This window comes from Flavobacterium sediminilitoris (genome assembly GCF_023008245.1).
GTDB classification, from domain to species: domain Bacteria; phylum Bacteroidota; class Bacteroidia; order Flavobacteriales; family Flavobacteriaceae; genus Flavobacterium; species Flavobacterium sediminilitoris.
Genome location: NZ_CP090145.1, coordinates 3,243,989 through 3,264,099, shown reverse-complemented (window position 1 = coordinate 3,264,099; position 20,111 = coordinate 3,243,989). Strand labels below are relative to the sequence as shown.

The 20,111-nt window shown below is 28.6% G+C and carries 20 protein-coding genes; 13 read left to right on the top strand and 7 right to left on the bottom strand.

The window, feature by feature from the left end; genetic code table 11:
* Nucleotides 1-2 precede the first annotated feature (2 nt).
* The 6 genes from LXD69_RS14990 to LXD69_RS14965 all read left to right on the top strand — a co-directional run bounded on the left by LXD69_RS14990 (nt 3) and on the right by LXD69_RS14965 (nt 4,099).
* Nucleotides 3-170, top strand: coding sequence for a cytochrome c oxidase subunit IV (locus LXD69_RS14990; RefSeq protein ID WP_045967186.1), 168 nt, complete (start codon nt 3-5; stop codon nt 168-170).
* Nucleotides 171-188: 18 nt separating this feature from the next.
* Nucleotides 189-1,103 (top strand): cbb3-type cytochrome c oxidase N-terminal domain-containing protein, encoded by a 915-nt coding sequence (locus LXD69_RS14985; RefSeq protein WP_246915974.1) that lies wholly within the window; start codon nt 189-191, stop codon nt 1,101-1,103.
* Between the two features lie 62 nt (nt 1,104-1,165).
* Nucleotides 1,166-2,584 carry a cytochrome c oxidase accessory protein CcoG gene (ccoG, locus tag LXD69_RS14980; protein WP_045967190.1) on the top strand — a complete coding sequence of 473 codons (1,419 nt, stop codon included), beginning with the start codon at nt 1,166-1,168 and terminating at the stop codon, nt 2,582-2,584.
* Between the two features lie 25 nt (nt 2,585-2,609).
* The gene (locus tag LXD69_RS14975; protein ID WP_246915973.1) at nt 2,610-3,056 is read left to right on the top strand and encodes a FixH family protein; all 447 of its coding nucleotides are present in this window, start codon (nt 2,610-2,612) and stop codon (nt 3,054-3,056) included.
* Between the two features lie 85 nt (nt 3,057-3,141).
* Complete coding sequence (locus LXD69_RS14970) at nt 3,142-3,843, top strand: sulfite exporter TauE/SafE family protein (RefSeq protein ID WP_045967194.1); 702 nt, start codon at nt 3,142-3,144, stop codon at nt 3,841-3,843.
* 76 nt (nt 3,844-3,919) lie between these two features.
* The gene (locus LXD69_RS14965; protein WP_246915971.1) at nt 3,920-4,099 is read left to right on the top strand and encodes a hypothetical protein; all 180 of its coding nucleotides are present in this window, start codon (nt 3,920-3,922) and stop codon (nt 4,097-4,099) included.
* Between the two features lie 75 nt (nt 4,100-4,174).
* Here LXD69_RS14965 and hemN read toward each other — a convergent pair whose 3' ends face one another.
* On the bottom strand, nt 4,175-5,533 hold the full coding sequence (gene hemN, locus LXD69_RS14960) for an oxygen-independent coproporphyrinogen III oxidase (protein WP_246915969.1): 1,359 nt from the start codon (nt 5,531-5,533) through the stop codon (nt 4,175-4,177).
* Nucleotides 5,534-5,645: 112 nt separating this feature from the next.
* On the opposite strand from hemN, the gene LXD69_RS14955 reads away from it, so the two are divergent.
* The 5 genes from LXD69_RS14955 (at nt 5,646) to LXD69_RS14935 (ending at nt 13,096) form a co-directional block, all read left to right on the top strand.
* Entirely contained in the window at nt 5,646-6,707 is a 1,062-nt protein-coding gene (locus tag LXD69_RS14955) for a WD40/YVTN/BNR-like repeat-containing protein (protein ID WP_246915968.1), read from the top strand.
* Between the two features lie 60 nt (nt 6,708-6,767).
* Nucleotides 6,768-7,187, top strand: coding sequence for a hypothetical protein (locus tag LXD69_RS14950; protein WP_246915967.1), 420 nt, complete (start codon nt 6,768-6,770; stop codon nt 7,185-7,187).
* A gap of 159 nt (nt 7,188-7,346) precedes the next feature.
* Nucleotides 7,347-8,432 carry an efflux RND transporter periplasmic adaptor subunit gene (locus LXD69_RS14945; RefSeq protein WP_246915966.1) on the top strand — a complete coding sequence of 362 codons (1,086 nt, stop codon included), beginning with the start codon at nt 7,347-7,349 and terminating at the stop codon, nt 8,430-8,432.
* A 23-nt stretch (nt 8,433-8,455) separates the two neighbouring features.
* The gene (locus LXD69_RS14940) at nt 8,456-11,641 is read left to right on the top strand and encodes an efflux RND transporter permease subunit (protein ID WP_246915965.1); all 3,186 of its coding nucleotides are present in this window, start codon (nt 8,456-8,458) and stop codon (nt 11,639-11,641) included.
* Entirely contained in the window at nt 11,642-13,096 is a 1,455-nt protein-coding gene (locus LXD69_RS14935; protein WP_246915964.1) for a TolC family protein, read from the top strand.
* Between the two features lie 140 nt (nt 13,097-13,236).
* On the opposite strand, the gene LXD69_RS14930 is transcribed toward LXD69_RS14935, so the two are convergent.
* Genes LXD69_RS14930 through LXD69_RS14920 form a run of 3 tightly spaced genes read right to left on the bottom strand, consistent with a single transcriptional unit; the run spans nt 13,237 to nt 14,658 of the window.
* Nucleotides 13,237-13,677, bottom strand: coding sequence for a sensor of ECF-type sigma factor (locus LXD69_RS14930; protein WP_045967206.1), 441 nt, complete (start codon nt 13,675-13,677; stop codon nt 13,237-13,239).
* Between the two features lie 3 nt (nt 13,678-13,680).
* Nucleotides 13,681-14,085 (bottom strand): hypothetical protein, encoded by a 405-nt coding sequence (locus LXD69_RS14925; protein WP_045967208.1) that lies wholly within the window; start codon nt 14,083-14,085, stop codon nt 13,681-13,683.
* Between the two features lie 30 nt (nt 14,086-14,115).
* Nucleotides 14,116-14,658 carry an RNA polymerase sigma factor gene (locus LXD69_RS14920; protein ID WP_045967210.1) on the bottom strand — a complete coding sequence of 181 codons (543 nt, stop codon included), beginning with the start codon at nt 14,656-14,658 and terminating at the stop codon, nt 14,116-14,118.
* A gap of 99 nt (nt 14,659-14,757) precedes the next feature.
* Here LXD69_RS14920 and LXD69_RS14915 point away from each other — a divergent pair, with 99 nt between their 5' ends.
* On the top strand, nt 14,758-15,414 hold the full coding sequence (locus LXD69_RS14915; RefSeq protein ID WP_045967212.1) for an HAD family hydrolase: 657 nt from the start codon (nt 14,758-14,760) through the stop codon (nt 15,412-15,414).
* Here the strand turns inward: LXD69_RS14915 and LXD69_RS14910 are convergent.
* Together LXD69_RS14910 and LXD69_RS14905 are read right to left on the bottom strand one after the other, a co-directional pair.
* Nucleotides 15,411-16,697 carry a cryptochrome/photolyase family protein gene (locus tag LXD69_RS14910; protein WP_246915963.1) on the bottom strand — a complete coding sequence of 429 codons (1,287 nt, stop codon included), beginning with the start codon at nt 16,695-16,697 and terminating at the stop codon, nt 15,411-15,413. The two genes, LXD69_RS14915 and LXD69_RS14910, sit on opposite strands and share 4 nt — an antisense overlap.
* Before the next feature lie 23 nt (nt 16,698-16,720).
* Nucleotides 16,721-17,188, bottom strand: coding sequence for an SRPBCC family protein (locus LXD69_RS14905; RefSeq protein ID WP_045967216.1), 468 nt, complete (start codon nt 17,186-17,188; stop codon nt 16,721-16,723).
* A 141-nt stretch (nt 17,189-17,329) separates the two neighbouring features.
* On the opposite strand from LXD69_RS14905, the gene LXD69_RS14900 reads away from it, so the two are divergent.
* Nucleotides 17,330-18,181 carry a DUF2911 domain-containing protein gene (locus LXD69_RS14900; protein WP_045967218.1) on the top strand — a complete coding sequence of 284 codons (852 nt, stop codon included), beginning with the start codon at nt 17,330-17,332 and terminating at the stop codon, nt 18,179-18,181.
* Between the two features lie 102 nt (nt 18,182-18,283).
* On the opposite strand, the gene LXD69_RS14895 is transcribed toward LXD69_RS14900, so the two are convergent.
* The gene (locus LXD69_RS14895; protein WP_045967220.1) at nt 18,284-20,017 is read right to left on the bottom strand and encodes a sodium:solute symporter; all 1,734 of its coding nucleotides are present in this window, start codon (nt 20,015-20,017) and stop codon (nt 18,284-18,286) included.
* Nucleotides 20,018-20,111: the final 94 nt, after the last annotated feature.

Sequence of the window (20,111 nt, the reverse complement as noted above, 5' to 3'; positions counted from 1 at the left end):
ATATGTTGAAGTTTATAAAACATAATTTAGAAACCATTTCAGGAATTGAAATATATCCAATTATTTCATTAGTAATTTTCTTTACCTTTTTTGTAGGACTTTTTATTTGGGTCTTTAGTTACAAGAAAGATAAGATTAAAGAACTAAGTGAATTGCCAATTAAAGACTAATTTTTTAAAGATTTTAAAATGAAAAACTTAATTCCTTCATACGTTAGAGTTCCATTAATTTTTGCAGTAGTTTTTGCAGGAATGGAATTCTTCATAGACTCAGGAGATAAACCTGCTTTTATAAAATATCCAATGGTTTCTTTGTTTTTAGGTGTTTTTTTATTCCTTTTAGTAGCCATAGAGATAGTTATAAGTGCAGTTGATAAAGTTACATATCAATTATTAACAGAAGAGCAGAAAAAACAATTAGAAGAAGCACAATCTATATCCTTTACAGAAAGTAAATTTTATAAAAGTTTAACACGCTCTAAATCTATAGAACAAGAAGCAGATGTAATGCTAGATCATGATTATGATGGTATTAAAGAGCTAGATAATGTATTACCGCCATGGTGGGTATATTTATTCTATGGTTGTGTAATTTTTGCAGTTGTATATTTAGTACGTTTTCATGTTATAGGTGATTATACTCAAAAAGAAGAGTATGAAATGGAAATGATGAAAGCAGAAAAAGAACATGAAGAATATTTAAAAACAGCTCCAGACTTAGTAAATGTTGATAATGTTGAATTATTAACTGATGACGCAAGTATTGAAGAAGGAAAAAAAGTTTTTGAAGCGAATAATTGTTTTTCTTGTCATGGACAAAATTTACAAGGAGGAATAGGTCCAAATCTAGTCGATAAATTTTGGATAAATGGAGGAGGAGTTAAAAATATCTTTAAATTAGTTTCTGAAGGAAGTACAACAAATCCGGTTATGGCACCTTGGAAAGAAGTAATAAAACCTGCTGATATTCAAAAATTAGCTAGTTATATTATATCATTAGAAGGTTCGAATCCAAAGGAAGCTAAAGAAGCAGAAGGTGAAATTTGGGGAGAAAAGACAATAGAAGTTATACCAACCGAACAAGTTGAAATTGTAACGGATTAACTACAAAATAAATAATTAAGAGATTTAATGTACATTAAATCTCTTAAACAATTTTATATAAGATGGAAAAGTTACCTGATGAAAGTTTTAGAGATACTATAGGGACGATTAATGAAGAAGGGAAAAGAAATTTCATTTTTCCTAAAAAACCTAATGGTAAATTCTATGATAAGCGAAAAGTAGTAAGTTATATTCTTTTGGTTTTTTTATTATTAGCACCTTTCATTAAAATAAATGGTAATCAGTTTTTATTATTTAATGTTTTAGAGCGAAAATTTTCAATATTCGGATTTCCATTTTGGCCACAAGACTTTTATTTGTTTGTTATTTCAATGATAATAGGAGTTGTAGGACTTACATTATTTACAGTTGCTTTTGGAAGAATATTTTGTGGTTGGTTTTGTCCGCAAACCATTTTTATGGAAATGGTTTTTCGTAGAATTGAATATTGGATAGATGGAGATAGAGGTGCTCAAATGCGATTAGCGAAACAAGAATGGAATACTGAAAAAATTAGAAAAAGAATTACAAAATGGATTATTTTCTTTCTTATTTCATTTTTAATAGCAAATGTATTTTTAGCTTACCTAATAGGAAGTGATAAATTATTAGAATACATAGGCGAAGGACCTGTAGAAAATAAAAGTACTTTAATTGCTCTATTGATTTTCACAGGAGTCTTTTATTTCATTTTTGCATGGTTTAGGGAACAAGTGTGTATTATAGCCTGTCCTTATGGAAGAATGCAAGGTGTACTATTAGATAATAAATCTATAAATGTTGCTTACGATCATGTAAGAGGTGAAGGAGAAAAAGGAAGAGCAAAATGGGATAAAAGAGAAGACAGAACTACTTCTGGAAAAGGTGACTGTATCGATTGTAAACAATGTGTTCATGTATGTCCAACAGGAATAGACATTCGAAACGGAACACAATTAGAATGTATCAATTGTACTGCTTGTATTGATGAATGTGATACCATTATGGATAAAGTAGGTTTACCTAAAGGATTAATTCGTTATGCAAGTGAAGATGAAATAGTTAAAAAAGAAAAATTTAAGTTAACAGCTAGAATGAAAGGTTATATAGCTGTGCTTACAATATTAATAGGATTATTAGTAGGTTTACTTTTCTTACGTAATGATGTAGAAGCTAAAGTACTTCGTTTACCAGGACAGTTATACGAACAAAAAGGAGAAATGATTAGTAATGTTTTTACCTATAAAATAATTAACAAAACGGTTAAAGATTTTGACAAAATTACAATTAAATTAGAAAAACCAAATGGAATAGTAAAACTAGTAGGAAATACTCATATTAAAATTCCAGCTGAAAAAACATTCCAAGGAACATTATTTATAGAAATTAAAGCATCAGAAATAAAAGGAGACAAAATAAAAATAAAATTAGGCTTCTATAATGATGATAAATTAATTGAAACAACAAAAACAACTTTTTTAGGACCTAGATCTTTTAATTAAGTCTTAAAATTAAAATATATTAAAAATGAAAATAAATTGGGGAACAGGAATTGTAATTGCATTTATATTGTTCATAACATTCATTTTATATTTTGTATTAAAAGTACAATTAAATGATAATTATGATAGAGAACTAGTAGTAGAAGATTATTACCAACAAGAACTTAAAGTGCAAGGAAATATTGAAAAATCTTCCAATGCTAATGCTTTAATTGATAAAATTAAAATTGAAAAAGTATCAGAAGGAATTCAGGTTTCCTTTCCAGAAAGCTTTGATTATAAAACTATTAAAGGAAAAGTGTCCTTATATAGACCGTCTAACCAGAAATTAGATTCTGAAATGCAAATTTCATTATCTTCTTCACATTTGCTCATACCTAAAAGTAGTTTGGTAGGCGGTCTTTGGGACATTACTATTGATTGGGAATATCAAGGAGTTTCATATAGAAATAAAAAATCAATTTATTATTAGAAAATGATATACTGACTGTATATAGGTACGATTCTTTAAAAATACAAGTAAAACAAGATACAGTTTATAATAATACATTTTAAAAATGCTTTACACAGCTATCATATTTGGATTAATAAGTAGTTTTCACTGCATAGGAATGTGCGGACCAATTGCTATGATGCTACCTGTTGATAGAAATAATGAAGCAAAAAAAATAACACAATTAATTGTGTATCACTTAGGCAGATTGATAGCCTATAGTACTTTAGGATTAGTTTTTGGTTTGTTGGGTGAAGGTTTTTTCTTGGCAGGAATGCAACAACAGTTATCAATAATTGTTGGAATAATAATGATTATCATTGCATTAACGCCAGAAAAGACTTTAGCCCAATATAATTTTTCAAAACCTGTATATAAAATCATTTCAAAAGTGAAATTAAATCTAGGTAAACAATTTAAAAATAGAAGCTATAAATCTTTTTTCACCATCGGATTATTAAACGGATATTTACCTTGCGGAATGGTTTACGTCGCTTTATTTGGAGCATTGGCTATGCCAAACATACAATATAGTATTCTATATATGTTACTTTTTGGTTTAGGAACCGTTCCAATGATGAGTTTAGTAGTTATCATTTCTAATTTACTTACAAATCCTGTTCGAAATACTATCCAAAAAATGATTCCTATAATTGCAGTTTTTATAGGAATATTATTTATTATTAGAGGCCTAGGTTTAGATATTCCTTATATTTCACCAGGAACAACAAGTCTTTTTGTCCAAGCAGAAGCAGATTGTCATTAAAAAAAATATCATTAAAAAAGTTAATATTTTTAAAATTAAATTGTAAATTGGCTAAATCAATATAAACAATTTAATTATGAAAAACTTAAAGAAATTAGGTAAATGCTTAAGTAAAGAAGAACAAAAAGCAATCAATGGTGGTTGGAAAACTAAAGAAAGCTGCGACGCTATGGGTGGATTCTGGGGAAAGATGGCAGATTCAGGTATTTGGTGTTGTACTATTCCAGATGTACATTCATATTGCCCACCAAACTAATATATTTTAAGCAGCAAATAATAAAAAAAACAACCTTAAGGTTGTTTTTTGTTTTTCTAAATATTTAAAAAATCCTTAAATAGTCATAGAAAACAATTGTGTTTGTGGTGCTTTTCGTTTTAATCGTAAATCAAAAGCCATACAAATATTACGCACAAATGGTTTTCCTTTTTCTGTAACAATTATTGATTGATTTTTAAATTTTAACAAACCATCTTTTTCCATTTCAGTAAGATTTGATAGGACAGTTTCTATTTCAGAAAAATAAGTATTAGCATCATTCCAAGAAGTTTTAAATTGGCACATTAAATTTAAAATATGTTTTCTAATAATTAAATCTTCTGAATTCAAAATATGACCTCTAAAAATAGGTAGTTTGTCTTCGTCTAATTTAGCATAATAATCTTCTAGAGTTTTTTCATTTTGTGCAAAAGCATTCCAAGAATCACTAATAGATGAAACACCTAAGCCAATCATTACTTCTGTTTTAGACGAGGTATAGCCCATAAAATTTCGATGTAATTTTCCTGTTTCAAATGATTTAGTCATACTGTCACTTTTCAAAGCAAAATGATCCATTCCAATTTCAGTATAATTATGTTTCAAGAGTTCCTTTTTTCCAATTTCATATAATTTTCGCTTTATATCATCTTTTGGTAAGTCTTCATCTTTAAAACCTCTTTGTCCATTGCCTTTTATCCAAGGAACATGAGCATAACTATAAAAAGCAATTCTATTTGGTTGTAATGAATTTGTTTTAGCAATCGTATCTAAAACATCTTCTAATGTTTGAAAAGGTAATCCAAAAATTAAATCGTGACCTATTGAAGTATAACCAATTTCTCTTGCCCAAAATGTTACTTTTGCAACATTATGAAAAGGTTGATTTCGATGAATAGCTTTTTGTACCTTTTCAGCATAATCTTGTACACCAAAGCTAACTCTTCGAAATCCTAAATTATATAATGTTTGTAATTGTTCGTAAGTAGTATTATTAGGATGACCTTCAAAACTAAACTCATAGTCTTTAGCCTTGTTTGCATTTTTAAAAAGACCATTGATTAAAGAAGTTAAATTATCAGATGAAAAAAAAGTAGGTGTTCCGCCTCCTAGGTGTATCTCTTTAATATTAGGTCGTTGAGGTAATAATTCACAATATAAATCCCACTCTTTTAAAAGAGCAGTAATATAAGGCTTTTCAACATCATGTCTCTTTGTAATTCGTTTATTACAACCACAAAAAGTGCATAAACTTTCACAAAAAGGTAAATGAATATAAAGGCTAATACCTTCAGATTTATTAGTCGCAATAAAAGATTGTATCACCGCATTTTTCCATTGATCTATAGAAAAAAGATTTTCTTCCCAATATGGAACTGTTGGATAACTTGTATATCTTGGACCAGGAACATTATATTTTTGAACTAATGACATCTTTCAAATTGTTTCATCAAAAATAAGTATAGGTAATAAGTAGAAAAATGATAATTATCATATCTATAATATTTTATTAATAAGTTGTAAATTCGCCTTTCAATTAATTAAAATGAGAAAAAAGCTATTTTTTTTTAGTCTACTAACTATAGTATTATCCTGTAAAGAGCAAATTTTAAAACAAGGATCAAAGCAAATTACCTTTACAAAAATTATAAGTGAAGAAATTTATAACGATTCAATTAGCATTAGGGCTATTGTTTTAGATAGTAATCAATTATGGTTTTCAGGAAATAACGGAAAATATGGAGCTATCGATTTGGTTACTCAAAAAAAATTTAGAGGAAGAATAAATAAAGACTCACTTCATCCTGAATTTAGAAGTATTGCTAAAACAAAAGATGCTATTTTCATTTTAAGTGTTGCAAATCCTGCATTATTGTATAAAATATCTAATGATAGAAAGGTAGTAAAATTAGTATATCAAGAAGAAAATGAAAAAGTATTCTATGATAGTATGCAATTTTTAGATACTAATTTTGGAGTAGCTATGGGAGATCCTGTTTCAAATTGCTTGAATATCATAATTACTAATGATGGAGGAAATACTTGGCAAAAAATACCATGTGATAAATTACCTAAAGTAGAAGAAGGAGAAGCCGCTTTTGCAGCAAGTAACACTAATGTGATGTTGAGAAATAACAAAATAATTATCGTTTCAGGAGGAAAAAAATCACGTTGCTTTGTAAGTGAAGATAAAGGAAATACTTGGCAAGTATATAATACACCAATTGTACAAGGAAAAACGATGACAGGAATTTTTACGGCTGATTTTTATGATGAGAATATAGGCTTTATTGCTGGTGGCGATTATGAAAAACAAGAAGATAATTCTAATAATAAAGCCATTACAAAAGATGGTGGGAAAACATGGCAATTAGTAGGGCAAAGTCAAGGATTTGGATACGCTTCTTGCATTCAGTTTGTACCAAATAGTAAAGGAAAATCTTTAATTTGTGTTGGCGGAACAGGTGTTCATTATTCAAACGATAGTGGAAATACTTGGAAAAAAATGTTAGAAGACAAAGATTTATATACTATTCGCTTCCAAAATGACTCTATTGCTTATGCAGGTGGAAAAAATAAAATTGTAAAACTAACGATTGAATATTAACAGTTTATTAAATGTACTATTAATTGTCAGTTTAAAAAAATAATTTAATTTTGCCTTGAAATGTTAAAGAAACAAATAAAATATTTATTTTTATTAATTGGCATCTTATCAATAGGATACAATACTACTTTTATACCTGTTGTAGATAGTAGTAGTCATTCTCATGCTGTTCTTGAAAACGTTACTACAAAAAATCTTAATACTGATGTTTTAGATAACACATTAAAAGTTAGAACATCACTTCCCATAATTGATAATAATAAGCATAAAATACATGCTACTGATAATGAAGGAGAAGAAGATGAATTAATATCTTTTAAAAAAGAGGTACAATTAAGTACTTTCTTCAATATACTTTGTTATACTCAAGCGTCCAATTATTTTTCTGATTATATTAAAAATCGTTTCCTTTTCTTTAAACGATTTAAAGGCTTTTATTCATATAAAAAACACATCATATTTCAAGTATTTAGAATATGATTCTTAAAAAGGCAAAATCTTATTGCCTACCTACAATTTGTTTCGGAAACAAATAAAAATATTCCATTGCAAAATTTGCTATTGGGAAAAGTATGTGTTGTTTAAATCAGCATGTCTTAAATAAAAAACCAAACCATATTTAATCAAAACCAAATTATCATGAAAAAAGTACTCATGCTAGTGAGTTTCTGTGCCTTGTTGTTTAATACAAGTTGTAAAACAGAGAAAAAAGAAAAAGAAGAGGAAACAAAATTTTTAGTTACTAATCCAATCAGAAAAGATACTATTATTACAAAGGATTATGTAGCTCAAATCCAATCCATTCGTCATATTGAATTAAGAGCACAAGAAAAAGGGTATTTGCAAAACATTTATGTTGATGAAGGTCAGTTTGTAAAAAAAGGACAATTATTATTCCAGATAATGCCAAAACTATATGAAGCAGAAATGCAAAAAACAAAAGCTGAGGCAAAATTTGCAGAAATTGAGTATCTAAATACTAAAAAATTAGCAGAAAATAACGTAGTAGCTCCAAATGAGTTAGCTATGGCTAAAGCAAAGTTAGACAAAGCCAATGCTGAACTTGCATTAGCAAATGTTCATTTAGAATTTACTCAAATAAGAGCTCCATTTGATGGTATAATAGACCGTTTTCATGTACGTTTAGGTAGTTTAGTAGATGAAGGAGATTTACTTACAAATCTTTCTGATAATAGTGAAATGTGGGTGTATTATAATGTTCCAGAAGCAGAATATTTAGATTATAGAGCAAAATTTAAAAACACCGATGCCAAACCAAAAGTTAAACTTTTAATGGCAAATAATCAATATTTTGATTATTTAGGCGTAGTGGAAACAATAGAAGCAGATTTTGATAATGAAACTGGAAATATCCCATTTAGAGCAACATTTCCAAACCCAAATGGCTTGTTAAGATATGGTGAAACAGGTAGTGTACAAGCAATTATTCCAATAAAAAATGCTCTTTTAATTCCTCAAAAAGCAACATTCGAAGTTCTTGATAAAAAATATGTTTATGTAATCGATAAAAATAGTCAAGTTAAATCTAGAGCCATTAGTATTGCAGCAGAATTACCTCATATATATGCAATTAGTGAAGGACTTTCAGAAGGAGATAAAATTCTTCTTGAAGGATTACGTCTTGTAAATGAGAATGATAAAATTGAATATAAAGTTGAGAATCCAGAAACTGTAATGTCGCATTTGGAGTTATATGCCGAGTAGTATAAAATTTAAAAAGAGAAAAAATGTTTAATAGATTTATACACAGACCTGTATTTGCGATTGTAATTTCAATCATAATATTATTTGTAGGGTCATTAGCAATCAAACAGCTTCCCATTTCACAATTTCCACAAATTGCACCAACAACGGTAAATATCTTTATTGCATATCCAGGTGCAAGTGCGGATGTATTAGTAAAATCAACTTTAATTACGCTAGAAAACTCAATAAATGGAGTTGAGGGAATGCGTTATATGGCAACCGATGCAACTAGTGCAGGTGAAGCAACACTTAGAATTATTTTTGAACCTGGAACCGATCCTAATCAGGCTGTTATTAGGGTAAAAACAAGGGTAGATCAAGTTATGCCACTTTTACCAGAATTAGTCCAACGTGAAGGTGTTGTAATCACACCAATTCAACCAAGTATGTTAATGTATGTGAATCTTTATTCTAAAAGCAAAAGTATGGATGAAAAGTTTCTATACAATTATGCTAATGTGAAAATGATTCCTGAAATTAATAGAATTAAAGGTGTAGCAAGATCACAAATATTAGGAAGTCGTACGTATGCAATGCGTGTTTGGTTAAATCCAGATAGAATGAGAGCCTATAATATTTCTATTGATGAAGTAATGGAAGCTTTACAAGAGCAAAGTATTATTGGTCGTCCTGGTAGAATTGGACAAAGTTCAGGTATTTCTGCTCAATCATTAGAATATGTTCTAACTTATAAAGGGAGGTTTAATGAACCAAAACAATATGAAAATGTTATTATTCGTGCTAATTCAAATGGAGAAAGTATTCATTTAAAAGATATTGGTTCAGTAGAATTAGGGAGTGAATTTTTTGATATTTATTCAAATTTAGATGGTCATCCTTCTGCTGCAATTGTATTAAAACAAAATTATGGAAGTAATGCAAGTGATGTAATTGAAGAAGTAAAAGCAAAGCTTGAAGAAATGAAAGCTACTTTTCCACCAGGAGTAGATTATAAAATTAGTTATGATGTATCTCAGTTCTTAGATGCTTCCATAGAGCAAGTTATTCATACATTACGTGATGCATTTATTTTAGTTGCACTAGTTGTATTCATTTTCTTAGGTGATTGGCGTTCTACGTTAATACCCATTTTAGCCGTTCCTGTTTCATTAATTGGTGCATTTTTTGTAATTCAGTTTTTCGGACTTTCAATTAATTTGGTAACACTGTTTGCTTTAGTATTAGCAATTGGTATTGTTGTCGATGATGCCATTGTTGTTGTTGAAGCCGTGCATGCCAAGTTTGATGAAGATCATACTATTTCACCATATTCAGCAGTTAAAAAAGTATTGGGTGAAATTAGCGGAGCAATTATTGCAATTACAGCAGTAATGGTTTCGGTATTCTTACCAATTTCCTTCATGTCTGGACCTGTTGGAACATTCTACAGACAATTTTCAATTACAATGGCAAGTTCAATTGTAATTTCCGCTCTTGTTGCTCTTACTTTAACTCCTGTACTTTGTGCAATGTTATTAAAGAATCATCATGCGCAAGCTCATAAGAGCAATATCTTGACTAAAATTTTAGATAAATTTAATGCAGTATTTGATAAACTTACAGGAAAATATGTAGCTGTATTAAAAAGAATTGTTAATAGAAGATGGTTAACTTTTGGTGTATTATTGGCATTTTGTGCGGGTATTTTTTATACAAGTGAAATTCTTCCTTCTGGATTTATTCCAAGTGAAGATCAAGGAACAATTTATGCTATTATACAAACACCACCTGGAGCAACATTAGAAAGAACTAATCAGGTTTCTCAAAAACTTCAAAAAATTTGTGAAGAAGTTGAAGGAGTTGAATCAGTTTCTTCTTTGGCAGGTTATGAAATTATGACTGAAGGTAGAGGGTCTAATGCAGGAACATGTCTTATTAACTTGAAAAAATGGTCAGATCGTGATCATACTGTTAAAGAGATTATGGAAGAATTGGAAGAAAAATCTAAAGGACTTGGAGCTATCGTTGAATTTTTCGAACCACCTGCAATTCCTGGTTTTGGATCTTCTGGAGGTTTTTCCATGCGTTTACTAGATAAAACAACAAATACAGATTACCAAGAATTTGATAAAGTGAATAAACAGTTTATGGAAAATTTAGGCAAGCGTAAAGAATTAGCAGGCTTGTTTACTTTTTTTGCAGCAAATTATCCACAATATGAACTAGAAATCAATAATGATTTAGCTATGCAAAAAGGAGTTTCAATTGGTAAAGCAATGGAAAACCTTAACATAATGATTGGTAGTACTTACGAACAAGGTTTTATTAAGTTTGGTCGTTTCTTTAAAGTTTATGTACAATCTGATCCTAAATTCAGAAGACTTCCATCTGATATTTTAAATCTTTATGTCAAAAATGATCATGGAGAAATGGTACCATATTCAGCATTTATGAAACTTAAAAAAACACAAGGGCCTAATGAAGTAACACGCTATAATATGTATAATTCGGCAGCTATTCAAGGTCTTCCAGCTAAAGGGTATACAACTGCGGATGCGATTAAAGCTATTAAAGAGGTTTCAGCTCAAACATTACCAAAAGGATATGATATTGCTTGGGAAGGTTTGTCGTATGACGAAGCTGGTAGAGGAAATGAATCACTTTATGTATTTTTAATCGTATTGGTTTTCGTTTATTTTGTTTTAGCAGCTCAATATGAAAGTTTTATTATTCCACTTGCAGTAATATTTTCATTACCTGTTGGAGTTTTTGGTTCTTTCGTATTATTAGAATTAATGGGACTTCAAAATGATATTTATGCACAAATCGGACTTATTATGTTAGTTGGATTATTAGGTAAAAATGCTGTATTAATTGTTGAATTTGCAGTTTTAAAGCGAAGTCAAGGATATACCATTTTAGAAGCTGCAATTGAAGGTGCTAAAGTTCGTTTTAGACCTATTTTAATGACTTCATTTGCTTTTATTGCTGGATTAATTCCTTTAATTATTGCTACTGGTGCTGGAGCAATTGGAAATCGTACAATTGGTGCTTCTGCTTTAGGAGGTATGTTATTCGGAACGGTTTTCGGTGTGATCATTGTTCCAGGTTTGTATTTTATTTTTGCCTCATTAGCAGATGGAAGAAAGTTAATTAAAGATGAAGATGAAGGATCTTTAACAGAAGATTTTGTACATCAATTAGATAGTTTTCCAGAAGAAGAATAAATGAAAAAAATAATGATAAAGATGCTTAACAAAAAGATATATTTATATGTAGGTATTGCCTTCATATTATTGAATTTAGCTAGTTGTAAAACACCAGAAATGGTTGAAAAAATAGCTAATGCTAATGTGCCAGAGCAATATAATTCATCTCAAGATACTATCAATTCAGGAAAAATGAAATGGGAAGATTATTTTGCCGATCCGTATTTGAAGAGTTTAATTGATACTGCTTTAAAAAATAATCAAGAATTGAATATCACGTTGCAAGAAATTGAAATTGCACGTAATGAAATTCGAGTAAGAAAAGGAGAATATTTACCATTTCTAGGAATTAAAGGTTCAGCAGGACTTGACAAAGTTGGTCGTTATACAAGTAAAGGAGCAAATGATGCTACGACTGATATTAAACCTGATACTGAAATGCCAGAACCATTACCAGATTATATGATCGGAGCTTATGCAAGTTGGGAAGTTGATATTTGGGGGAAATTACATAATGCTAAAAAATCTGCGGTTAGCAGATATTTAGCAACAGTTGAAGGAAAAAACTTTGTAATAACAAATCTTATTGCAGAAATTGCTAATTCATATTATGAGCTATTAGCGTTGGATAATCAATTAAACTTGGTTAAACAAAATATTGATATTCAGAACAATGCACTTAAAATTGTAAAATTGTTAAAAGAATCTGCACGTTCAAATGAATTAGCTGTAAAACGATTTGAAGCTCAGGTATTAAACACACAAAGTCTTCAATTTACTATTGAGCAAAGAATAGTAGAAACAGAGAATAAAATTAACTTTTTATTAGGTAGATATCCCCAACCTATAGAAAGAGATGTAACTATTTTTAATAATTTAAGTTTAGAAAATATTAGTGCTGGTTTACCTTCAGAATTATTAGCAAATAGACCAGATATTAAACAGGCAGAATTAGATTTGGCTGCTGCTAAATTAGATATTAAAGTTGCTAAAGCACGTTTTTATCCTTCTTTAGGTATTTCCGCTGGAATTGGTTTTCAAGCTTTTAACCCTTCATATTTGATTAAAACACCACAATCATTATTGTATTCAATTGCAGGAGATTTGGTAGCACCATTAATCAATAGAAATGCGATAAAAGCAACTTATTATAATGCAAATGCAAAACAAATTCAAGCAGTTTATAATTATGAACGTACTATTTTAAATGCTTATGTTGAAGTAGCCAATCAATTGTCAATGATTAAAAATATGTCAAAAACATATGACTTTAAATCAAAACAAGTTGATGCACTTAATACATCAGTAATTATTTCAAACGATCTTTTTAGGTCAGCTCGTGCTGATTACATGGAAGTGTTGTTAACACAACGTGATGCTTTGGAATCTGAATTTGATTTAATTGAAGCTAAAATGGAACTGATGAATGCTAAAGTTAACATTTATAAAGCTTTAGGAGGTGGATGGAATTAAAAAAGTGAGTTAGTTTAAATATATAAAGCCATCTTGTAAATTTCAAGATGGCTTTTATGTTAAAAATTAGAGTAGAACTTAGAAAACTATTCCATAACAATCTATATCAAAAAAAAAAGCACTTTTTAGTGCTTTTTTAATTAATCTCTACGATCTCTATATTGTTTAAAAAGTTTTCTATTAAACTCATCTTCTACCTTCTTTAATTTTACTACTTTTTTTGCAGGAAGTACATTTAATAAATCTTTTATATATTTCTTTTTTAGATTATGCATTTCATCTTCATTGGCTTCCATTTTTTTAACAAGTTGTAAAGCTTCTTTTTCTGAAAGTTTTTCAATTTCACTACTTTCATATTGATTGACAATTGCTTTCATTTTATTATGCCTAATTTCAAATTGTTTATCATCATACGAATTATAAACAGGCCAAAATTTTTGCGCTTCTTCTGTTGTTAAATTTAATTCTTCTGTTATAAAAGCTACTTTTAATGCTTTTATTTTTTCTTTTTTTTCTTTAAACCCTTGTGAAAAAGAGAAAGAGGAAATGAATAATAATAGTAATGCTATTTTTGTTTTCATACTTTATTGATTTAAATAGTAATCTAAGTTTTGTGTGTCTAATAAATAAGCTTCAATGTCATCATCATTAAGAGACAAATCATCCTCTAAAGCAATTATGTCTTCATTAGACAATCTATCTACAATTTCATAAGTAGAATATTCCGTGCTTAAATAAGATTCTAATGTGGCTGTTTCTAAAGGTTTAGCTTTTGATAAATTAAAATATACAGGAATAGCAATCATTGCTAATAAAACAGCGGCTATACTTGAAAACCATATTTGTTTTCTGTGAAATATAGAAACTACTTTTGTTTCTTTTTTAGGCAATTGCATCATCATCCTCTCTTCAAATTGCTCAAAATAGTTTTCGGGAATTTTAAATCCAGATTTTACTTTCGGTTCATTATCTAATTTTAAATCTTTCATATATATAGGACAAAATTAACTATAAATGGTTTAATTCTTTTTTAAATATTCTTCAATTTTTTTAACAGCTAAATGATAACTAGCTTTTAATGCTCCAACAGATGTATCTACAATTTCTGATATTTCTTCATATTTTAGTTCTTCAAAATATTTCATTTTAAAGACTAATTGTTGTTTTTCAGGTAATATAGCTATTGCTTTTTGTAATTTTAATTGAATTTCATCACCATCAAAAAAAACATCACTTTCTAGTTTATTTAATGCTTTTTGTTGTACTTCTTCATTTGAAATACCTTGTTTTTTAGATTTTTGTTGTAAAAAATTTAAAGCTTCATTTGTTGCAATTCTATAAATCCAAGAAAACAATTTACTTTCTCCTTTAAATTTTGAAATATTTTGAAATATTTTTATAAAAGTATTTTGTAAAATATCATCAGTATCGTCATGGTTTAATACAATATTCCGAATATGATTATACAACGGTTTTTGATATAATTGCAATAATTCCCGAAAAGCTTCTTGTTGCGTTTTCGGATTTAGTAAAGCTTCAATAAACACTTTTTCGTCTTGCAATTTATAATGTTTTAATCTTTAGACTAAAGATAACGAAAAAGGTTTAATACTTCTGAAATGAAAATTATAAATACTATTTTTGCAAAAACAACACAAACAATGCTAAAAACTGTAATTTTTGATATGGACGGCGTAATTGTAGATACAGAACCCGTTCATAAATATGCTTATTATAAACATTTTGAAGAATTAGAAATTGAAGTTAGTGATGAGTTATATGCTTCATTTACAGGAAACTCTACTCGAAATGTTTTTCAAAAAGTTAAAGAAAATTTTCAATTGCAACATGAAGTTGAAGATTTAATTCTAAGAAAACGTTTCCTCTTTAATGATGCTTTTGATACTAAAGAAGACTTACATTTAATAGAAGGAGTTGAAGATTTAATAAAAGAATTACATTATAATGAAGTTGAATTAATTTTAGCATCTTCAGCTTCAAAAGGTACAATTCAAAGAGTTTTTAATCGTTTCAATTTACATCAATATTTTACACATACTGTAAGTGGTGAAGATTTTCCAAAATCAAAACCACATCCTGCTATTTTCTTGCATGCTGCAAGTTTGTCAATACATCCAAAAGAAAATTGTATTGTTATTGAAGATAGTACAAATGGAGTAGAAGCAGCAAAAGCTGCGGATATTTATTGTGTCGGTTATAGAAGTAGTAACTCTAATCTACAAGATTTAGCTAAAGCCGATAGAATAGTTAACCATTTCAATGAACTAGATGTTTTAAATTTAAAAAAAGGTTTTTAATTTAAGGCTTCTTTATATCTTTTTAAGCATTTTTCACGTGCTTCTTTATGATCAACAATGGGTTTTGGATAGTTTGATGTTTCTAATTCTGGAACCCATTTTTTAATATATTTTAAGTCTTTGTCAAATTTTTTAATTTGTTCTGTTGGGTTAAAAATTCTAAAATAAGGAGCAGCATCAACACCAGAACCTGCTGCCCATTGCCAATTACCAACGTTACTAGCTTGTTCATAGTCTAATAGTTTTGTTGAAAAATAAGTTTCTCCCCAACGCCAATCTATTAATAAGTGTTTACAAAGGAAACTAGCAACTATCATTCTCACTCTATTGTGCATGTGTCCTGTTGCATTTAATTCTCGCATTCCAGCATCTACAAATGGATATCCTGTTTTTCCTTCACACCATTTTTGAAATAGAGTTTCATTATTGTCCCAAATTATTGCGTCATATTTAGGTTTAAAACTTTGATTTATGGTATGAGGAAAATGCCAAAGTATTTGCATGAAAAATTCTCTCCAAATGAGTTCATTTAAGAAAGTTTCATTCTTAGATAGTTGTGCCTTTTTAACCATTTCACGAACAGATATAGTTCCAAATCTAAGATAAACTCCTAACATTGATGTTCCATTTAAACTAGGGAAGTTTCGAGTATTCTCGTAATTTTCTATAAGTTTTTCTGAAATATCAAATTTTGAAATTTTTAAAGCACTTTTTTCAAATCCAATAGTTTCTAATGAAAGAAATGAATAAGAATGTGATACAATTTTATCTAAAAAATCTTCTGAATTATAATAGAGTAGAGTAGTAGTACTTAATTTTTGTTTCCACTTTTTTGAAAAGGGAGTATAAACTACATAAGGTGAATTATCATCTTTTACAATTTCATTTTTTTCAAAAATAACTTGATCTTTCAATGTTTTGAATGAAATATCATTTGCTTTTAAAATCTGATAAATATTTTTATCGCGTTTTCGAGCGTATGGTTCGTAATCATGATTAGTATAAACGGATGTTATTTTATTTTCAGTAATTAGTTTTTCAAATACTGTTTTTGGATCATCAAAAAAAATAGCTAATGATTTTCCAACCTGATTTAATTGTGATTGAATGTTTTTTAATTGATTATAAATAAAAGTAACCCGTGAATCATTTCTAGGTAATTGAGAAAGAATAGCAGGATCAAAAATAAAAATAGGTAAAATAGAATCATTTTCATAAAGTGCATGAAATAACCCTACATTATCTTGTAATCTTAAATCTCTTCTAAACCAGAATATTGTCATTATTGATATTTTATAGCTTAATTTTAATGTTGAAATTCACCAAATAACTCAATCAATTTTTTTCGTCTATATTCAAAAATTTCATCGAGTTTAGGTTTTACTAATATTGGATGAACTAATTGACCTAAAATACCCATTGGAATCTTATAATCAATAATATCTTCCATTTCTATTCCACCTGGAATTTCTTTTAAAAAATGTTTATGATGCCAAAGAGAATATGGCCCATAACGTTGTTCATCTACAAAATACTTTTTGTCTTGAACATGAGTAATTTCAGTAACCCATTTTGTTGGAATACCTAAAATAGGAGTAACAATATATTGTATCATTTGCCCAGAAAACATAGGTTTATCAGCACCAGATAATATGTTGAATCCCATATAATCAGGAGTTATTATCTTTAGATTTTTTGGATTTGATAAAAATTCCCAAGCTTCATCTAATGTAATGGGTAAATTTTGTTTTTTATGAAGTGTATAAATTTTCACTACAGAATGTTTTGTTTAACAAATATATAAAAATATTAAACAAATATTTTTTAATTTTAGGAATAGCTTAACATATTCATTCTACATTTTTAGTAATTTCGTAAAAATTCATAATTATAACTTATACAAATAAAAATCAAGATGAAAAAGGTATTCATAATGGCATTGTTTGCATTATCTACGCTAACAATTAATGCCCAAGTAGAAACTCCACAAGCAAGTCCTGCTGCAAAAGTGGATCAGGTTGTAGGTTTAACAAATGTAAAAATAGATTATTCAAGACCAGGAGCAAAAGGGAGAACAGTTTACGGAGATTTAGTTCCTTATGGAAAGAATTGGAGAACAGGAGCAAATGCCAATACTGTAATTTCATTTGATGAAGACATTAAAGTTAATGGTAAAGATTTAAAGAAAGGGAAGTATGCTTTATATACAACTCCAAAAGCAGATAGTTGGGATGTAATTTTTTATACAGCAACAGATAATTGGGGATTACCAGAAAAATGGGATGAAAGTAAAGTAGCTTTAAGAACTACTGTAAAACCTGAAACGTTGAATAAATCTGTAGAATCATTTACTATTTCAATAAATAGTTTAACAAATGATAGTGCTACTTTAGATTTAGCGTGGGAAAGAACAACTGTTTCTGTTCCATTTACTGTTCCTACAAATGAAATAGCAATGAATAGTATAGAAAAAGCGTTAGCTGGACCAACTTCTAGAGATTATTTTTCAGCGGCTCAATATTATTACCAATCAAATAATGATTTAAATAAAGCATTAACTTGGATAAATAGTGCTGTTGAAATGACTCCAACAGGAGCAGATACACCATTTTGGTATTTACGTTTAAAATCATTGATTCAAGCGAAATTAGGAGATAAAAAAGGAGCAATTGCTACAGCTAAATCTTCTTTGAATGCAGCGGTTAAAGCAGGAAATGCTGATTATGAAAAAATGAATAAAGATAGTATTGCAGAATGGTCTAAATAATCATTTAAAACTATAAATAAAAAATCCGAACTTCTAAAAAGTTCGGATTTTTTTGTTTACTATTGAAAATACTCATAATAGATTTAAGAGTTGTTTTATTCTTTAACTATTATTTATTTCAGTTTCTTGTTTGGTTTTATTTAAAATTAATTGAATAATAGATGAAATAACTAAAGTTAGTAAAACACCAATGAAGTTTAGCCATAGATAACTTAGCTTTTCACTATCATTTGGTTGAATATGAATAGCAAAATAATAGATAATAAAAATAAGTGTTTGACTTATACATGCTCCTATAAAAATAGCTTCACCTTTTATATATTTAATATAGAATCCAACTAAGAAGATGCCTAATACAGTTCCATAAAAAACAGAACCGATTATATTTACTAACTGAATTAGGTTTTCAAAAAGGGAACTTATACAGGCAAAACCAATAGCAATAATTCCCCAAAATAGCGTAAAGTATTGTGTAGCATAAACATAGTGTTTATCAGATTTATCATTTACATTCCTTTTATATAAATCTATTGCTGTTGTTGCTGCAAGAGAGTTTAATCCTGAAGCACTAGAAGACATTGCGGCACTAAAAATTACAGCTAACAATAATCCTAACAATCCTTTTGGCAAGTAATGTAAAATAAAATATAGAAAAACATAATCTTTATCATTTGTTTCAGAACCAGTATCTACTTTCTTAATTATTTCTTTTGCCTCTTCTCTTAACTCTTTTTCTTTTAATGAAAGTGCAACCATTTGTTTTCTTAATGTAGGATTGTCAAAATCATTATGCTGAAGTTGTTCAATATAAATTTTATTAACTACTTTTTTCTCTTCATTAATATGATCTAATTCACTTTCTAAATTTTCATAAGATTTTTTATGAGTAGATTCTTTTACTTTATTAACATTATTTGGATTAAAATGCAAAGGTGTATCGTTAAATTGAAAGAATACGAAAACTAAAACACCAGTTAAAAGGATAAAAAATTGCATTGGAACTTTTAAAAATCCATTCATTATTAATCCCATTTGACTTTCTTTTACTGATTTTCCAGAAAGATAACGTCCAACTTGTGATTGGTCTGTTCCAAAATAAGATAACATTAAGAAAAATCCACCTGTAATTCCACTCCAAAAGGTGTAACGTGTTTCAGGATTATATGAAAAATCTAGGATATCCATTTTACCATTGGCTCCAGCTACATGGAGTGCATTTGTAAAATCTAAGTCTTCAGGTAAATAATCAAGAATTAAGAAAAAGGTAATAAACATTCCCGATATGATAACAAACATTTGTTGCTTTTGGGTTACGTTTACTGCTTTTGTTCCACCTGTTACGGTATAAATAATTACTAAAACACCTATAATAATATTAAGCATTGTTAGATTCCATCCTAATAATGCAGAAAGAATAATAGATGGTGCATAAATCGTAATTCCTGTTCCTAAGCCTCTTTGAAAAAGAAAAAGAACAGCAGCAAGAGTACGAGTTTTTACATTAAAACGTTGTTCCAAATATTCATAAGCAGTATATACTTTTAATTTATGATATATAGGAATAAAAGTATAAGCAATAACAATCATTGCAAGTGGTAAACCAAAATAGAACTGAACGAATCCCATTCCATCATGATAAGCCTGACCTGGAGTTGATAAAAAAGTAATAGCACTGGCTTGCGTTGCCATAACAGAAAGGCCTACGGTGAACCATGGTGTTTCGTTATTGTCTAAAAGATAGTCTTTTACATTTGCGCTTCCTTTCGTTTTTAATGCACCGTAAATAACAATAAAAAGTAGTGTACACGATAGTACAATCCAATCTAAATTTTCCATATTAAGAGTAAATTTCCATTAAAATATAGAAAATCAAAATGTATAATGCATTTATAAGTAACACAAAATTGTAACTTCTTTTCCATTTATTTTT